The organism is Nonomuraea coxensis DSM 45129, assembly GCF_019397265.1.
Lineage (GTDB): Bacteria > Actinomycetota > Actinomycetes > Streptosporangiales > Streptosporangiaceae > Nonomuraea > Nonomuraea coxensis.
The window spans coordinates 6,484,900-6,500,730 of sequence record NZ_CP068985.1 but is presented as its reverse complement, the minus strand read 5'-3'; the positions used below and the strand labels follow the sequence as shown (position 1 = coordinate 6,500,730).

The following is a 15,831-nucleotide window of genomic DNA, read 5'->3' as shown; positions in this document are numbered from 1 at the left end:
AACGATACTCAGTTTTCCCAGCCCGCGGGAAGCGGGAAGACGTCGCCCGCCTCCAGGCCCTCGCCCTTGATGACGTCGGAGACCGTCACCAGGTGGTAGCCCTTGGCCTGCAGGCTCTTGACGATGGACGGCATGGCGTCCACCGTCTGCTTCACCCAGTCGTGCATGAGGATGATGCCGTTGGGCTTGGCGACCTCAAGGGTCTTCTTCTTGATCGCCTCGACGTTCTTGCTCGCCCAGTCCTCAGAACCGCCGGTCCAGAGGATGATCGGCATGCCGAACTCGTCCGCGATGTCGGACACCTGAAGATCGGCCAGCCCGTACGGGGGCCGCAGCAGCTTCGGCTCCACGCCCGCCGCCTTCTTGACGGCGTCCTGGGTCTTCTGGATTTCGTTCCTGATGGCCCCAGGTTCGAGCTTGGTGAAGTCAGGGTGGCTGTAGCTGTGGTTGCCGAGCTCGTGGCCCTCGGCGACCATGCGCTTGACGTACTGGGGGCGGCTCTTGGCGTACTGGCCCTCAAGGAAGAACGTCGCCTTGGCGTCGTACTTCTTCAGCGTGCTCAGCAACGTGCCCGCGTACTTCCCCGGGCCGTCGTCGAAGGTCAGCGCGATGCACTTGACCTGCGAGCAGTCCACCGGAGCGGGCTTCTCGGCCGGCTTGGTGGCGGCGGCCTGTGCGGGCACGGAGGCCAGGGTGACGCAGGCTGCCGCGATGGTCAGAAGTGAGGTGAGTTGTCGGGACATTAGAAAAGCTTCCATTTGTGATGGATGTTGCGAGGGATGTCCCGACGGTAGCGGATCAGCTCTCGGCAGGTGAAGCGGCCTCGGGAAGTCTCAGCAAACCCGAACCTCCGATCCCGACGACGAGCGCGAGCACCGCGGCGCCCAGCGCGAAGACGTAGGCGTCGGACGCGCCTGCCGCCTCGGTGAGGTGCCCGCCCGCCCACGCGCCGACCGCCACGCCGATGCCGAGCGCGGTGGAGATCCACGCCATGCCCTCGGTGAGCAGCGACGGCGGCGCCAGCCGTTCGACGAGCGAGAAGCCGGTGATGAGGGTCGGCGAGATGGCGAAGCCGGCCAGGAAGAGCGCGGCGGCCATGACCCGCGCGTCCCCGATGAACGAGATCGGCAGCAGCCCCAGCGCGAACACCATCAGCGCCCGCACGAACCGCCCCCGCAGCGAGATCCGCCAGTGCCGCGACCCGAACCACAGCCCCGAGATCATCGACCCGCCCGCGAACGAGGCCAGCAGCAGCCCCGCGGCGCCCTTGACCCCCTGCTCCTCGGCGAAGGCCACCGTGACCAGGTCCACGGACCCGAACACCGCGCCCATCGCCACGTAGACGCACGACAGCAGCGCGATGCCGGGGATGAGGATGGGGGTGCCGCCCGTCGCCCGGTGCTCGGCCACCGGAGGCTGGGTGCGCCGCTGTGTCGCCAGCGTCAGGCAGCCGGCCAGCATGAAGACCAGCGCGACCAGCAGCCCCATGTACGGGTTGAACCGCGTGGCCAGCAGCGTGACCAGCGCGGGCCCGGTGACGAAGACGACCTCGTCCACGACGGACTCGAACGCGAAGGCCGTGTGCAGCCGGGCCGAGCCGCCGTGGATGGCCGACCAGCGGGCCCGTACGAGCGAGCCCACCGACAGCGAGGTGCCGCCGACGACCAGGCCGGACAGGTACAGGGTCCATTCGGGCAGCCCGAGGAACGCGCAGATCATAAGGGCGGCCAGCGCGAGCGCGTTGAGCACGGCGAAGGGCGGGATGACGCGGTTCTGCCCGAACCGGTCCATCAGCCGTCCGGACATGGGGGCGCCGATGGCGAAGGCGAGGTTGCTGGCGGCGGCGACGCCGCCCGCGGTGGCGTAGGAGCCGGTGACGCCGGAGATGAGTAAGACGACGCCGATCCCCAGCATGGACATCGGCATCCGGCCGGCGAACCCGGCCAGCACGAACGCCTTGATGCCAGGCCCGTCGAACAGCCCCCGGTAAGGCCCGACCACCCCGTTTCCCCCTTACTTGCGCCCGCCTACCCTTGCGCACCGATGTCCGGATTGCAAATGAATTCCCGTCGGCTGGGCTAACGTGTCCCGCGTGTCCGGTCTTCCCTCCTTCCGTGCGGTCATGCTGATGGTCATCGCGGTGGTCGTGGCCACGGTGGCGACCGGCGGCGTCATCGTCCTGCTGGACGACGGCCTGGTCAGCGGCGCGCGGGAGCGCGGCGGCGCGTCGGAGCCCGCCCGCTCGCCCACGGCCGCGCCCCGCCTCGACCAGCTCGTGCCGACCACCGAGCCGGCGGGCGAACGGCGGGAGTTCGGCGAGGGCGGCCCGGGCGTGAGCGTGACCCCGCCGCGGGTGCTCGCGATCGCCACGGCCGAGGTGCCCAAGGAGACCAGGCTCAGGCTGGGCGCGCTGAAGAACGTGCAGAAGGTCGTCGTCGTGGACGCCGGCCGGGTCAAGCTCACCGGCACACCGCTCAACCTGCTGGCCGTGGACCCGGCCCACTTCCGCTCCTGGACGCCGCAGGCCGTCGCCGACCAGCCCGCCGTGTGGAGCGCCCTGGCCAAGGGAGAACTGGTCGTCGAGTCGGAGGCGGCCCGCAGGTACGGCATGGTGCCCGGCGCGTACTACCAGGTGGACGGCGGGCCAAAGCTGCGCCTGGCGGCCTCGGCGCCGCTCGGGCTCACCGGCGTGGACGGCCTGGTCGGCGCGGACCTCGGCCGCTCCCTGGGCTTCGCGCCGGGCGTGGCGGTGCTGCTGCACGGCAAGCCCGGGAGGATCGGCGCGGCCGGGGTGCGCAGGCTGCTCGGCGAGGGCGCCCAGGTCGCCCTGCTGGACGCCGCCGCCCGCGTCAGGAAGCAGCGGCCCACGGCGGCCGCCCAGCAGACCCCGCAGAGCGTCAACGTCGGCCGCCCCGGCACCTACCTGGAGCTCTACCGGCTCGCCGCCGCCCGCTGCCCCGGCCTGTCATGGACGGTGCTGGCCGCGATCGGGCAGGTCGAGAGCGGGCACGGCCGCAACAACGGCCCGTCGAGCGCGGGCGCGCTCGGGCCCATGCAGTTCATGCCCGCGACGTGGAAGCACTACGGCGTGGACGGCGACGGCGACGGCAAGGCCGACATCTGGAGCCCGTACGACGCCGTGCCGAGCGCGGCCGGCTACCTGTGCGCCAACGGCGCGGGCAAGGGCGGCGAGAAGCTGCGCAAGGCGATCTGGTTCTACAACCACTCGTGGGACTACGTGAACAAGGTCATGGGGATCGCCGAGGCGTACGCCAGGACCTACGCGTAGAGGCCCTACCGGTGCCGGCGCGGCGCCGGGCAGCAGGTGAGCGGGCAGGGCACCGGCTCGGGCTCCGCCATCAGCTCGCGCACCATCCGCACGAAGCTCGGGTGCGTGCCCACGGTGGCCGCCCGCTCCATGGGCAGGCCGCGCTCCGCGGCGACGTCCCTGGCCTCGGTGTCGAGGTCGTAGACGACCTCCATGTGGTCGGAGACGAACCCGATCGGCACCAGCACGACCGCCGGGGCGTCGGTCCCGCGCAGGAAGTCGCAGACGTCCGGCTCCAGCCACGGCACCTGCGGCGGGCCGCTGCGCGACTGCCACACGAGGTCCCACGGCTCGTCGCGGCCGAGCGCCTTGTTCACCAGTTCGGCGCTGCGGCGGATCTGGGCCTCGTACAGGCCGCCTGACGGGCCGGCGGTCTCGGCCATGGAGACCGGGATGCTGTGGGCGGTGAACACGAGGCGGGCGTCGTCGCGGCCGAGCCGCTCCAGCGCCGCGCGGGTGTGGTCGGCCATGGCGGCCACGAAGCCGGGGTGGTCGCCGAAGTGCCGCATCTTGATCAGCTCGGGGCCGCCCTCGATCGAGATGCGCTTGATGTCCTCGTAGTACTGGCGGCAGCTGGAGTAGCCGGCGAAGGCGGAGGTGGCGAGGACGGCCGCCTTGCGGACGCCGTCGTCCTTCATCCGCCGTACGGTGTCCTCGCCGAACGGGTGCCAGTTGCGGTTGCCCCAGTAGACGGGCACGTCGAGGACCGGGCGCAGCGCCTCCAGGAGCTCGCGGTTCTGCTGGTTGATCGGGCTGACCCCGCCGAAGCCCTGGTAGTGCTCGGCGACCTCCAGCAGCCGCTCGCGCGGCACGCCGCGCCCGCGCACCACGTTCTCCAGGAACGGCATCACGTCGTCGGGGCCCTCGGGGCCGCCGAACGACAGCAGCAGCAGAGCGTCGTAATCAGCCACGTGAACCAGCCTATTCACGCGTGCCGGTGGTCCTCCCGCGAGGTAGGTTCGACCGAGTGAGCGCATTTAATGACATTCGCGACTATGTGGCCATCCCCCGGGTTCTCTCGTCCCAGCTCTCGCCCGACGGGTCCCGGCTCGTCTCCACCGTGCAGTCACTCAACCCGGACGGGAAGTCGTACGGCACCGCGCTCTGGGCGATCCCCCTCGACGGCCCCGCCGGCGGCGAGCCCTTCCGCCTGACCCGGTCCGCCAAGGGCGAGTCGGCCGCCGTGTTCACCGACGCCGGCGACGTCCTGTTCACCTCCGCCCGCCCCGACCCCACCGTGAAGGACGCCGGCGAGGAGGTTCCCGCGCTCTGGCTGCTGCCGCGCGCCGGCGGCGAGGCCCGCCAGGTCGCCGCCAGGCCGGGCGGGATCGGCGCGGTGCGCACCGCCGGCGACGTCGTCGTCTTCGTCTCCGACGTGCTCGACGGCGAGGAGGCCGGCGACGAGGAGCGGCGCAAGGCCCGCAAGGACGCCGGGATCAGCGCGATCCTGCACGAGAGCACCGCGGTCCGCTACTGGGACCACGACCTCGGCCCCGGCCGCCCCCGCCTGTTCGCCGCCCGCCTCGGCGCCGACCGGCTGGAGGACGTGCGCGAGCTCACCCCCGACGCGGGGAACGCGCTGCGCAACGCCTCCTTCGAGCTGACGCCCGACGGCACGCGCGTGGTCACCACCTGGCAGGCGGAGCTGCCGCGCGGCGAGTTCCGTACGGACCTGGTGGTCATCGACCTGGCCACCGGCGAGCGGCGCACGCTGCTCACCGAGGAGGGCCAGGACTTCGAGGGCCCGCTCGCGATCTCCCCGGACGGCACCCGCGTCGCCTGCTCGCGCAGCCGGGTCACCTCCCAGGAGGTCTCGGCCAGGAGCGAGCTGTGGATCGCCGACCTCGCCACCGGCGAGGGCCGGGCGTACGCGCCCGACCTGTTCCCCTCCGGCGTCGAGTGGGCGCCCGACTCCGCCTCCGTCTACGTCGTGGCCGACCACCAGGGCCGCCGCCCGGTCTTCGAGGTGCCGCTCGACGGCGAGGTCCGCAGGATCACCGGCGACGACGCCGCGTACGCGCAGCCGGACGTCTCCGCCGACGGCCGCTTCCTGTACGTCCTGCGCAGCGCCGTCAACCTGGCCCCCGCCCCCGCGCGCGTGGAGATCGCCACCGGCGAGGTCGCCGACCTGCCCTCGCCCGCGCCCCGCCCCGAGGTGCGCGGCACCCTCACCGAGATCACCGCCACCGCCGACGACGGCGCGACCGTGCGCGGCTGGCTCGTGCTGCCCGAGGGCGCCTCCGCCGACGACCCGGCGCCGTTCCTGCTGTGGATCCACGGCGGCCCGGTCGCCTCCTGGAACGACTGGCAGTGGCGCTGGCAGTCGTGGATCATGGCCGAGCACGGTTACGCCGTGTTGCTCCCCGACCCGTGCCTGTCCACGGGCTACGGTCAGCACATGATCGATCGCGGCTGGGGCGACTGGGGCCCGCGCACCCAGGCCGACCTCGACGCCATCGTGGACGTCGCCCTGGCCAGGGACGACATCGACAGCGAGCGCATCGCCGCCATGGGCGGCTCGTTCGGCGGCTACATGGCCAACTGGCTGGCCGGCCACACCGACCGCTACCGCGCCATCGTCACCCACGCCTCGCTGTGGAACCTCGACCAGTTCGCGGGCACCACCGACGCCGCGCACTACTGGCAGCGGGAGTTCGGCGCGCCCGGCTCCGAGCGCTACGAGCGGCTCTCGCCGCACCGCTCCCTCGACCGGATCACCACCCCGATGCTCGTCATCCACGGCGACAAGGACTACCGGGTGCCGATCGGCGAGGGCCTGCGCCTGTGGTGGGACCTGCGCCGCAGCGACGTCGAGGCCAAGTTCCTGTACTTCCCCGACGAGAACCACTGGATACTCAAGCCCGGCAACACCGTCGCCTGGTACGAGACCGTCCTCGCCTTCCTCGCCCAGCACGTGCTCGGCCAGGAGTGGAAGCGCCCGGACTCGGTGGCCTGATGACCGGGTTCCTGACGCTCGCCGAGGACATCGCCCGCGAGGCCGGCGACATGCTGCTGGCCAAGCGGCCCACGATGTCCGCGGAGATCGAGACCAAGTCCAGCCCCACCGACGTGGTCACCGCCCTGGACAAGGCGTCGGAGCTGCTCATCCGCGAGCGCATCGAGGCCGCCCGCCCGGGTGACCGCATCCTCGGCGAGGAGGGAGGGGAGGCCCCGGGCGAGTCGGACGTGCGCTGGATCGTCGACCCGATCGACGGCACGGTCAACTTCCTGTACGGCCTGCCCGACTGGGCGGTGTCCATCGCCGTCGAGGTCGGCGGCCGGGTCGTGGCCGGCGTCGTCAACGTCCCGGTGCGCGGCGAGGTCTTCACCGCCGCGCTGGGCGAGGGCGCCTGGCTCGGCGGCGCGCGGCTGCGCTGCAACACCGGGGTGCCGCTGCCGCAGGCGCTGGTCGCGACCGGGTTCGGCTACTCCCAGGCCGGCCGGGCCGTGCAGGGCGAGGTGGTGGCGAAGGTGCTGCCGCGGGTGCGTGACATCAGGCGGGGCGGCTCGTGCGCCATCGACCTGTGCTCGCTCGCCGCCGGCCGGGTGGACGCCTACTACGAGCGGGGCATCAACCCCTGGGACTACGGCGCCGCCGGTCTGGTGGCGACCGAGTCGGGGGCGAGGCTCGGCGGGCTCAACGGCCGGCCGGTGAGCCCTGACTTCGCGATCTCCGCGGCGCCGGGGCTGTTCGAGGAACTGCACGACCTGCTCGTGTCGCTGGACCCCGAGCGCGACGCCTGACCCGCCGGGATCCGTGAGCGCGACGGCCGGAGCGACGCTCCGGCCGTCAGCCGTGGGTCAGCCGGGCAGGGCGATGCCGTGGTCGTCCGCCAGCCGGCGGAGGTCCTCGATCTCGGCGGTGAGCGTGTCGGCGAGGTACTCGTCGCCGGCGCTGCGGGCCTCCCGGAGGCCCTTGTAAGCCTGGTCGAGGCGGTGTTCGATCGTGGTGGTGAACTCGCCCATCTCACCTACTCTCTAGGGGTTCGTGCCGCGTAGGGCGATGTACGCCCATTGCAGGTCGATGTCCTGGCAAAGGGTGTCCGCTGGCATACCCCGCCGTGTCCCCCTCCGAAACATGAATTTCTCCGGCGTCCGCCTCACCTGTGGGTGGTCGATCCCTGAACATGCCTTACCGTGCGCTTATCGCCCCTGGGGGGACAATGAGGGGCCGGAGACGGAGAGAGGTGTTCCAGCGTGCGCGTGCTGGTGGTGGAGGACGAGCGGGTGCTCGCCGACGCGATCGCGACGGGCCTGCGTCGTGAGGCCATGGCCGTAGACGTCGCCTACGACGGAGGCGGGGCGCTCGAACGGACCTCCTACATCGACTACGACGTGATCGTCCTGGACCGGGACCTGCCGGTGGTGCACGGCGACGAGGTGTGCCGCAGGCTCGTGGAGCAGCGCACCGCCTCGCGCATCCTCATGCTGACCGCCTCGGGCGACGTCGACGACAAGGTGGAGGGTCTCGGCCTCGGCGCCGACGACTACCTCGCCAAGCCGTTCGTCTTCATCGAGCTGGTCGCGCGGGTGCGCGCGCTCGGCCGCCGCTCCGCGCCCGCCCTGCCGCCCGTGCTGGAGCGGTCCGGGATCCGGCTCGACCCGGGCAAGCGCCTGGTGGAGCGCGACGGCAGGGAGGTCGTGCTGACCAAGAAGGAGTTCGCGGTCCTGGAGGAGCTGATGCGCGCCGAGGGCGCCGTCGTCAGCCAGGAGGACCTGCTGGACAAGGCGTGGGACGAGAACATCGACCCCTTCACCAACGTGGTGCGGGTGACCATGATGACGCTGCGGAAGAAGCTGGGCGAGCCTCAGGTGATCGAGACCGTTCCAGGGGTTGGGTACAAACTGTGACTGAAGGGCCGCAGCGCCGCGCGGAGCCGACGCATCCCATGATCAGCCCGCACTCGGCCCGCGAGGCGACGCGGGTCCAGAAGTCCCCGCCGCCGCCGAGCGGTCCGCCCGCCTGGGACGGCCCGCCCCCTCCGCAGTACCCGCCCGTCCAGCGCACCACGATGGAGTGGATGAGGGCGCTCCCCGGCAAGGTGAGCATCCGCTGGCGGCTGACGCTCACCTACGGCGCGCTCGTCTTCGTGGCCTCGGCGGTGCTGCTGTTCTCGGTCTACTCGATCGTGGCGCAGGCCATCGACCGCAACTGGCCCGCGCTGAGCTGGCCGAACGCCCGCGACGAGCTGATCTGGCGCCAGTCCAGGCAGGACGCGGTCACCGCGGCGCAGGACGCCCTGCTGCGCAGCAGCGTGATGGCGCTGGTGGGGGTGGGCATCCTGTCGCTCATCATCGGCTACTTCGTGGCCGACCGGGCGCTGCGGCCGGTGGCCAGGATGACGGCCACCGCCCGCCGGCTCTCGGAGAGCACGCTGGCCCACCAGCGCATCGCCCTGGAGGGCCCCAACGACGAGCTGAAGGAGCTGGCCGACACCTTCGACGCCATGCTCACCCGGCTCAACGTGGCCTTCGACACCCAGCGCAGATTCGTGGCGAACGCCTCTCATGAATTGCGCACTCCTCTCACCATCAACCGGACGGTCCTGGAGATCGCCCTGTCGGATCCGGAGGCTTCGGAAGACCTCAAAGCGCTCGGCCGCACGCTTCTGGAAGTGAACGCGCGTAACGAGAAGCTGATCGAGGGACTGCTGTTGCTGGCGCGCAGCGAACGCGAACTCGCGGTGCGCAAACCGCTCGACGTCCGGGACGTCGCGCAGACCGCCGTGGAACAGCTCGCGCCGTTCGCCGCGGAACACGGCGTAACCGTCAGCACCGAACTGGTCAGCGCGCCTACCGTCGGCGATCCCGTGCTTCTGGAGCGTTGCGTGAGCAACCTGGTGGAGAACGCCGTGAAGTACAACATTCCCGAAAACGGCAAAGTATGGGTCCGGACGGGAATGGTGGACGACACCGTCGTTGTTCAGGTGGCCAACACGGGACAACACGTCCCGGCGTACGAGGTGAACAGCCTGTTCGAGCCGTTCAGGAGGCTCCACGCCGACCGCGTGGACTCGGCCAAGGGAGCGGGTCTCGGGTTGTCCATCGTCCGTGCGGTGATGCAGGCACACGGCGGAAATGTGGCCGCCGTGCCGCGAGACGGCGGAGGGCTCGTCGTGACCATTCGACTGCCGAAGGGCTGACGTGTGATGCTCCGGGACGTTCGTCCGCGTGTTGATGCACGGGGGGCGTCTCGTTCGTGCCGCACATGTGGTTGGATGTGCCGTCGAACACGGTGGAGCATGACGCCAAGGCTGTGGGTTTCGCCATATTTGGCTAACCATTGCCGTCGGCAGCACGCCCTGGCGTGTCGGGAGGTTCGTGGTCCGTTCCCTCGGGGTACCGATGGGAAATCTCCCCGGCGGAACGGGCACAAGATGGGCCTCCCGGACGTTAGAAGACGCGCGACCGAGCGCGCCGACATATTGATGAGGGGGATGGAGCAAGCACAATGGCTACCGACTACGACAGCCCGCGCAAGACAGACGACGACCTGGGGGAGGACAGCCTCCAAGAACTCCAGGCGCGGCGCACCGACAAGTCGTCCGGCAGCATCGACATCGACGAGACCGACCTCGCCGAGTCGCTGGAGCTGCCCGGCGCCGACCTGTCGAACGAGGAACTCTCCCTGCGGGTCATCCCCCGCCAGGCCGACGAGTTCACCTGCTCGCGGTGCTTCCTGGTGCATCACCGCAGCCAGCTGGCCTCCGAGAAGAACGGTCAGCAGGTCTGCCGGGAGTGCGCCGCCTGATCGCCGTGCCTCAGGGTACGAGAGCGAGAATTCGAGCCGACGAACCCTGAAGGTCGCGACCATGAGGACGGAGGCATCGCGTGGCCGTACCAGAGAATGACCGTCGAGCAGGAGACGAGATCGCCGACCCCGAGAAGGAGGTCGGCGAGCTCGTGGGCAGGCTCACCGAGGAAGGTGGGCTGGAGCCGGCCGAGCGGCGCAGGCTGCTCGGCCGACTCGCCAAGGCGTTGTCCGCGGGCGCGAAGAAGGCCAAGGAGTCCGGCACCGGGCGGGGCCGCTGGCTGGCCGACGTCTTCCTCAACATCGCGCCGCGCATCCCGATCCGTGATCTGCACGTCCTCTCCGAGCACCACCACGGCCTGACCGGCGAGCAACTGGGCGACGACCTGATCCGCACCGCCCAGAAGGCCACGATGACGGTCGGCGCCATCGGCGGAGCGCTCGCCGCGGCCGAGTTCGCCGCACCACCCCTCCTTCTGTCCGCGCCCGCGCAGCTCGTCGCCGAGACGATCGTCGTGGCCGCCATCGAGGTCAAACTGCTGGCCGAGCTGCACGAGGTCTACGGCGTGCGGGTGCACGGCACCGGCGCGCAGCGCGCGATCGCCTTCACGGCCGCCTGGGCCAGGCAACGCGGGATCGACCCCCTCGCCCCCGCGTCCGTGTCGCTCGCCCTCGGCGCCGCCACCAAGACCGCCCTGCGCAACCGTCTCATGCGGACGCTGGGCCGGCACCTCACGACGTTCGGCCCGTTCCTCACGGGAGCCGTCGCCGGCGGCGCGCTCAACCGCATGGCGACCAAGAAGCTGGGCGAGGCCATCAGGAACGACCTGCGCGGCAAGCTGCCGAGCGGCCCGCAGCGGGGCGAGCTGTCCACCTGACCCCCTGCCTCATCCCCGCTTCATCCCCTCTTCAGGCCGTCGAACACCATCCCCACCAGCGCGTCGGCCACCTCCGTGGCCGGCGCGCCGTGCTCCGGCCGGTGCCACTCGGCGATCGAGCCCACCGCCCCGAACAGCAGCCGCGTCACCAGCGCCGGGTCCAGGCCGGGACGGAGGGCGCCCTCCTCAGCCGCCTCGTCGACCAGGCGGCCGACGAGCGCGCCGAACTCCGCGCGCCGCGCCAGCGCCGCCCGCTCCGTGGCGCTGTTGCCGCGCACCCGCAGCAGCAGCGTCACGTACGGCAGCCGCTCGGTCAGCACCCGCACGCTCTGCCGGACCACCCGCTCCAGCCGGTCGATGGCCGGGCCGCGCGCCGCGCGCGCGTCGGCGGCCAGCTCGGACAGCCCGTCGAGGGCCCGGTCGAGCGCCCGCGCGAGCAGCTGCTCCTTGCCGGGGACGTGGTGGTAGATGGCCGACTTGGTGACGCCGAGCGCCCGCGCGAGGTCCTCCATGCTGGTGCCGTCGTAGCCGCGCTCGTTGAAGACGCCCACGGCGACCGACAGGACGGACTCGGGGTCGTGCCCGCGCCGGCGGGGCGGGGTGGACACATCTAAGGCCACGGCAGGTCTTCCTTGTCAACTGACCGAATGTTCGGTAAACACTTCACCGTCCGGCAGATTTCTGTCAAGAGGGTGAGCAAACATGTTCGAACAGCACCGCGACACCCTGGGACAGGCCAGGGCCGCGATCGCCGGGCGCGGCCACTGGAGCGCCTACCCCGAATCGCCGAGCCCCCGCGTCTACGGCGAGGGGGCGGCCGAGCGGGGCAAGGCGGCGTTCGAGTCCTACCTGGGCAAGCCGTTCCCGCTGGAGCAGGAGGGCGGCACCGGGTCGTGGATCGGCGCGGAGCGCTCGCCGTACGGGATCGACCTCGGGATCACCTACCCCGAGCCGATCGCCGAGGAGCTGATCGCGGCCGCCGCGGCGGCCATGCCCGCCTGGCGGGACGCGGGGCCGGAGGCCCGCGCCCTCGCCTGCGCCGAGATCCTCCACCGGCTCAACCGGCGCAGCTTCGAGATCGCGCACGCGGTGCAGCACACCAGCGGGCAGCCGTTCGTCATGGCCTTCCAGGCCGGCGGGCCGCACGCGCAGGACCGCGCGCTGGAGGCGGTCGCGTACGGGCTGGAGGCCATGACCTCCTCGGCGGCGAGCGCCCGCTGGGAGAAGCCCGCCAAGGGCGAGCCGCTGGTCATGACCAAGCGCTTCACCGTCGTGCCCAGGGGCGTGGCCGTGGTGATCGGCTGCAACACCTTCCCCACCTGGAACGCCTACCCGGCGCTGTTCGCCTCGCTCGTCACCGGCAACCCGGTGATCGTCAAGCCGCATCCCCGGGCGATCCTGCCGCTCGCGATCACCGTGCAGGTGGCGCGTGAGGTGCTGGCCGAGGCCGGGTTCGACCCCGCGCTGGTGTCGCTGGCCGCCGAGGAGGGGCAGGGGCTCGCCACGGCCCTCGCCACCCACCCGCGCGTACGGGTCGTGGACTTCACCGGCTCCACCGAGTTCGGCGACTGGCTGGAGCGCAACGCCCGCCAGGCGCTCGTGCACACCGAGAAGGCCGGGGTCAACGCCGTCGTCGTCGACTCGACCGGCTCGTGGCACGGGATGCTCGCCAACCTCGCGTTCTCGCTGTCGCTCTACAGCGGGCAGATGTGCACCGCGCCGCAGAACATCTTCGTCCCGGCGGCCGGCGTCGAGACCGACGAGGGGCACAAGAGCTTCGAGGAGGTCGCGGAAGGGCTGGCCGAGGCCGTCGGGCGGCTGCTCGGCGACGACGCGCGGGCGGTCGAGCTGACCGGCGCGATCGTCAACCCCGACGTGCTCGCCCGGGTCGAGGGCGCCGGGGAGCTGGGCGAGGTGGTGCTGGAGTCGCGGGCGATCCGGCATCCGGCCTTCCCCGACGCGGTGGTGCGGACGCCCGCGATCGTCCGGGTGCACGCCTCCGCCGACGACGTCTACGGGCGCGAGCACTTCGGGCCCGTGTCGTTCCTCATCCCCACCGGCTCCACGGGGGAGAGCCTCGACCTGCTGCGGCGCACCGTGAAGGTCAGGGGCGCGCTCACCGCCTCCGTCTACTCCACCTCCCCGCGGGTGCTCGACGACGCCGAGCGGGCCGCGCTCGACGCGGGGGTCAACCTGTCGTGCAACCTGACCGGCGGCGTGTACGTCAACCAGTCGGCCGCCTTCAGCGACTACCACGGCACCGGCGCCAACCCGGCCGCGACCGCCTCGCTCACCGACCCCGGCTACGTCGCCGGCCGCTTCCACGTCGTCCAGTCCCGCCACCCCGCATGAAAGCCGGCTGACGCCATGGCCAGACCGTTCGCCTCCTCGGCCGATCTCGCCGAGAAGAGGCAGACCTTGGAGACGCTCGCGGACGGCGTGTACGCGCTGAACGCCGAGGGCGACCCCAACGTGGGCGCGATCGAGGGCGAGGACTTCCTCGTCTGCTTCGAGGCGCTCGCGACCCCGGTGGCCGCCCGCGAGTGGCTGGCCCGGCTGCGGGCCCGCACCGACAAGCCGGTCCGCTACCTCGTGCTGTCGCACTACCACGCGGTCCGGGTGCTGGGCGCGTCGGCGTTCGGGGCGGACGTGATCGTCGCCCACGACAGGACCCGCGCGCTGATCGCCGAGCGCGGCGAGCAGGACTGGGCCAGCGAGTACGTCCGCATGCCCCGCCTGTTCCGGGATCCCGCCTCGATCCCCGGCCTGACCTGGCCGACGGCGACGTTCAGCGACACGTTCACCATCGACCTCGGCGGCGGCAGGGGAGACCTGGTGCTGGCCCACTGCGGGCGCGGCCACACCGAGGGCGACCTGGTGGCGTGGCTGCCCCGGCAGCGGATCATGTTCGCCGGCGACCTGGTCGAGTCGCGGGCCGCCCTCTACACCGGCGACGCCTTCCACCGGGAGTGGGCGTCCACGACGCTCGACCGGGTGGCGTCGTTCGGGGCGGAGACGCTGGTGGGCGGCAGGGGAGCGGTGGCGAGGGGCGCGGAGGAGGTGGCCGCGGCGATCGGCCAGACCCGCCACTTCCTGGAGGTCATGCTGCGTGAGGTCGGCGGCGCCGGCTCGGTCAAGGAGGCGTTCGCGCGGACGCACCGGGCCCTCGCGCCCCGTTACGGCTCCTGGCCGATCTTCGAGCACTGCCTGCCGTTCAACGTCTCCCGGCTCTGGGACGAGCTGCACGGGATCGAGCGCCCGCGCGTGTGGACCGCCGAACGCGACCGCGAGGTCTGGGACGAGCTCCAGTCATGAGCGGCGACGACGCGCAGGTCATCGTGGTCGGGGCCGGGCCGGTGGGGCTGACGGCGGCGTTGCTGCTGGCCCGGTGGGGGGTCCACGCGCTGGTGCTGGACCGGCGGCCGGAGCGGACGGCGGCCGGGTCGCGCTCGATCTGCCAGCAGCGCGACGTGCTCGACATCTGGGCGGCGGCGGGCGCGGAGCGGATCGCCGAGGAGGGCGTGACCTGGACGACGGCGCGCACCTACTACCGCGACCGGGAGCTGCTGTCGTGGTCGTTCGAGCGGGAGGGGCCGCTGCCGCCGTTCGTGAACCTTTCGCAGGCCCGCACCGAGCAGATCCTGGACGACGCCGCCGCCGCGCAGCCGCTCGTCGAGGTGCGCTGGGACCACGAGGTGACCGGTTTCACGCAGGACGACTCCGGCGTCACCGTGCACTGCGGGCAGCGGCGGTTGCGGGCGTCGTACGCGCTGCTGTGCGCCGGGGCGCGGGCCGAGCCGCTGCGGCGGGCGCTCGGCGTGCGCTTCGGCGGCGAGACGTTCGACGACCAGTTCCTGATCTGCGACATCAGGACCGAGCTGCCCGGCTGGGAGGACGAGCGGCGTTTCTGGTTCGACCCCGTCTGGAACCCGGGGCGGCAGGTGCTCATCCATCCGTGCCCCGGCGGGACGTTCAGGATCGACTGGCAGATCGCGCCCGACTTCGTCCCGACGCGGGAGGACATCGCGCGGAAGATCCGGTGGATCGTCGGCGGGCGGCCGTACGAGCTGCTCTGGCACAGCACCTACCGCTTCCACCACCGCCTGGCCGACCGGATGCGGGCCGGGCGGGTGCTGCTGGCGGGCGACTCGGCGCACCTGCTGGCGCCGTTCGGGGCGCGCGGTCTGAACTCCGGCGTCCCCGACGCCGAGAACGCCGCGTGGAAGCTGGCGTTCGCGCTCAACGGGTGGGCGGGGCCTGAGCTGCTGGAGTCGTACCACGCCGAGCGGCACGCGGCGGCGCGCGAGAACCTGGAGGTGACCGGGGCCACCATGCGCTTCCTCGCGCCGCGGAGCGCCGAGGAGCGGGCGCGCCGGCGGGCGGTGCTGGAGGGCGGGCTGGTGGACCAGGTGGACTCCGGCCGCTTCGCCGAGCCCTTCTGGTACGTCGACTCGCCCCTCACGACGCCGGAGCCGTCCCGGCCGTTCGCCGGCCGCCCGCCGAGGGGTGCGACCTGCCCGCCGGCGCCCGGTGTGATCCTGCCCGACGCCGTTCTGCCGGGCGGGCGATTGCGCGAGAGCTGCCGGGATGGTTTCCTCGTACTGCTGGGTGATATGTGCGATTCGAGTTTGTTTGTGCAGGTCCTGGGCAAGGTCACTACGGCGCCGCTCGCCGTACGCGGGCTCGCGGAGATGGACGGAACCGGCTCGCTCGCTGAGAGGCTCGGCGCAGGGCCGGACGAGGCATGGCTCATCAGGCCGGATGCGCACATCGCCGCCATCATCCCCCATGCGGGTCCGGACTCGGTGGCGGTCGCCGTGGGCCGCGCTCTCGGCGGTTCTACCGAAACTTGACCCCACAAGAGGAGGGACTGC

At 71.8% G+C, this 15,831-nt stretch carries 15 protein-coding genes; 10 read left to right on the top strand and 5 right to left on the bottom strand.

Translation table 11 applies throughout. The features are described 5' to 3' along the window. Window positions 1-8: 8 nt before the first annotated feature. Together Nocox_RS30460 and Nocox_RS30455 are read right to left on the bottom strand one after the other, a co-directional pair. Entirely contained in the window at window positions 9-683 is a 675-nt protein-coding gene (locus tag Nocox_RS30460) for a polysaccharide deacetylase family protein (protein ID WP_157383006.1), read from the bottom strand. Between the two features lie 115 nt (window positions 684-798). Then, a complete protein-coding gene (locus tag Nocox_RS30455) occupies window positions 799-2,001 on the bottom strand; it encodes an MFS transporter (RefSeq protein ID WP_020542839.1) in 1,203 nt (400 codons plus the stop codon). Window positions 2,002-2,092: 91 nt separating this feature from the next. On the opposite strand from Nocox_RS30455, the gene Nocox_RS30450 reads away from it, so the two are divergent. Then, on the top strand, window positions 2,093-3,289 hold the full coding sequence (locus Nocox_RS30450; RefSeq protein WP_020542840.1) for a lytic transglycosylase domain-containing protein: 1,197 nt from the start codon (window positions 2,093-2,095) through the stop codon (window positions 3,287-3,289). A 5-nt stretch (window positions 3,290-3,294) separates the two neighbouring features. Here Nocox_RS30450 and Nocox_RS30445 read toward each other — a convergent pair whose 3' ends face one another. Further along, complete coding sequence (locus Nocox_RS30445) at window positions 3,295-4,239, bottom strand: ferrochelatase (RefSeq protein ID WP_020542841.1); 945 nt, start codon at window positions 4,237-4,239, stop codon at window positions 3,295-3,297. Window positions 4,240-4,295: 56 nt separating this feature from the next. Here Nocox_RS30445 and Nocox_RS30440 point away from each other — a divergent pair, with 56 nt between their 5' ends. Both Nocox_RS30440 and Nocox_RS30435 read left to right on the top strand, forming a co-directional pair. Beyond that, window positions 4,296-6,284, top strand: a complete 1,989-nt coding sequence (locus tag Nocox_RS30440) for a S9 family peptidase (protein WP_033408875.1) — start codon at window positions 4,296-4,298, stop codon at window positions 6,282-6,284. Next, window positions 6,284-7,072 (top strand): inositol monophosphatase family protein, encoded by a 789-nt coding sequence (locus tag Nocox_RS30435; RefSeq protein WP_020542843.1) that lies wholly within the window; start codon window positions 6,284-6,286, stop codon window positions 7,070-7,072. Before Nocox_RS30440 ends, Nocox_RS30435 begins: the two co-directional genes overlap by 1 nt. 57 nt (window positions 7,073-7,129) lie before the next feature. Here the strand turns inward: Nocox_RS30435 and Nocox_RS30430 are convergent, their stop codons facing one another. Next, the gene (locus tag Nocox_RS30430; RefSeq protein ID WP_020542844.1) at window positions 7,130-7,294 is read right to left on the bottom strand and encodes a hypothetical protein; all 165 of its coding nucleotides are present in this window, start codon (window positions 7,292-7,294) and stop codon (window positions 7,130-7,132) included. A gap of 231 nt (window positions 7,295-7,525) precedes the next feature. Between Nocox_RS30430 and Nocox_RS30425 the strand changes: the two genes are divergently transcribed. The 4 genes from Nocox_RS30425 to Nocox_RS30410 all read left to right on the top strand — a co-directional run bounded on the left by Nocox_RS30425 (window position 7,526) and on the right by Nocox_RS30410 (window position 10,957). After that, complete coding sequence (locus tag Nocox_RS30425) at window positions 7,526-8,179, top strand: response regulator transcription factor (protein WP_020542845.1); 654 nt, start codon at window positions 7,526-7,528, stop codon at window positions 8,177-8,179. 38 nt (window positions 8,180-8,217) lie between these two features. Next, window positions 8,218-9,471 carry a sensor histidine kinase gene (locus Nocox_RS30420; RefSeq protein WP_020542846.1) on the top strand — a complete coding sequence of 418 codons (1,254 nt, stop codon included), beginning with the start codon at window positions 8,218-8,220 and terminating at the stop codon, window positions 9,469-9,471. A 308-nt stretch (window positions 9,472-9,779) separates the two neighbouring features. Next, window positions 9,780-10,079 carry a DUF4193 domain-containing protein gene (locus Nocox_RS30415; protein WP_020542847.1) on the top strand — a complete coding sequence of 100 codons (300 nt, stop codon included), beginning with the start codon at window positions 9,780-9,782 and terminating at the stop codon, window positions 10,077-10,079. A gap of 80 nt (window positions 10,080-10,159) precedes the next feature. After that, on the top strand, window positions 10,160-10,957 hold the full coding sequence (locus Nocox_RS30410) for a hypothetical protein (RefSeq protein WP_033408877.1): 798 nt from the start codon (window positions 10,160-10,162) through the stop codon (window positions 10,955-10,957). Between the two features lie 20 nt (window positions 10,958-10,977). On the opposite strand, the gene Nocox_RS30405 is transcribed toward Nocox_RS30410, so the two are convergent. Further along, window positions 10,978-11,577, bottom strand: a complete 600-nt coding sequence (locus Nocox_RS30405; RefSeq protein ID WP_246649600.1) for a TetR/AcrR family transcriptional regulator — start codon at window positions 11,575-11,577, stop codon at window positions 10,978-10,980. An 82-nt stretch (window positions 11,578-11,659) separates the two neighbouring features. On the opposite strand from Nocox_RS30405, the gene paaN reads away from it, so the two are divergent. The 3 genes from paaN to Nocox_RS30390 are packed head-to-tail and all read left to right on the top strand — an operon-like array spanning window position 11,660 to window position 15,810. Then, window positions 11,660-13,309 carry a phenylacetic acid degradation protein PaaN gene (paaN, locus tag Nocox_RS30400; protein ID WP_020542850.1) on the top strand — a complete coding sequence of 550 codons (1,650 nt, stop codon included), beginning with the start codon at window positions 11,660-11,662 and terminating at the stop codon, window positions 13,307-13,309. 15 nt (window positions 13,310-13,324) lie between these two features. Next, complete coding sequence (locus Nocox_RS30395; RefSeq protein ID WP_020542851.1) at window positions 13,325-14,272, top strand: MBL fold metallo-hydrolase; 948 nt, start codon at window positions 13,325-13,327, stop codon at window positions 14,270-14,272. Further along, the gene (locus tag Nocox_RS30390) at window positions 14,269-15,810 is read left to right on the top strand and encodes an FAD-dependent monooxygenase (RefSeq protein WP_020542852.1); all 1,542 of its coding nucleotides are present in this window, start codon (window positions 14,269-14,271) and stop codon (window positions 15,808-15,810) included. Before Nocox_RS30395 ends, Nocox_RS30390 begins: the two co-directional genes overlap by 4 nt. The last annotated feature ends 21 nt before the right edge of the window (window positions 15,811-15,831 follow it).

Excerpts from the sequence above, each read along its gene's own strand:
- Nocox_RS30435 (WP_020542843.1), top strand. The coding sequence starts at position 6,284 with ATGACCGGGTTCCTGACGCTCGCCGAGGACATCGCCCGCGAGGCCGGC.
- Nocox_RS30430 (WP_020542844.1), bottom strand. The coding sequence starts at position 7,294 with ATGGGCGAGTTCACCACCACGATCGAACACCGCCTCGACCAGGCTTAC.
- Nocox_RS30420 (WP_020542846.1), top strand. The coding sequence starts at position 8,218 with ATGATCAGCCCGCACTCGGCCCGCGAGGCGACGCGGGTCCAGAAGTCC.
- Nocox_RS30415 (WP_020542847.1), top strand. The coding sequence starts at position 9,780 with ATGGCTACCGACTACGACAGCCCGCGCAAGACAGACGACGACCTGGGG.
- paaN (WP_020542850.1), top strand. The coding sequence starts at position 11,660 with ATGTTCGAACAGCACCGCGACACCCTGGGACAGGCCAGGGCCGCGATC.
- Nocox_RS30395 (WP_020542851.1), top strand. The coding sequence starts at position 13,325 with ATGGCCAGACCGTTCGCCTCCTCGGCCGATCTCGCCGAGAAGAGGCAG.
- Nocox_RS30390 (WP_020542852.1), top strand. The coding sequence starts at position 14,269 with ATGAGCGGCGACGACGCGCAGGTCATCGTGGTCGGGGCCGGGCCGGTG.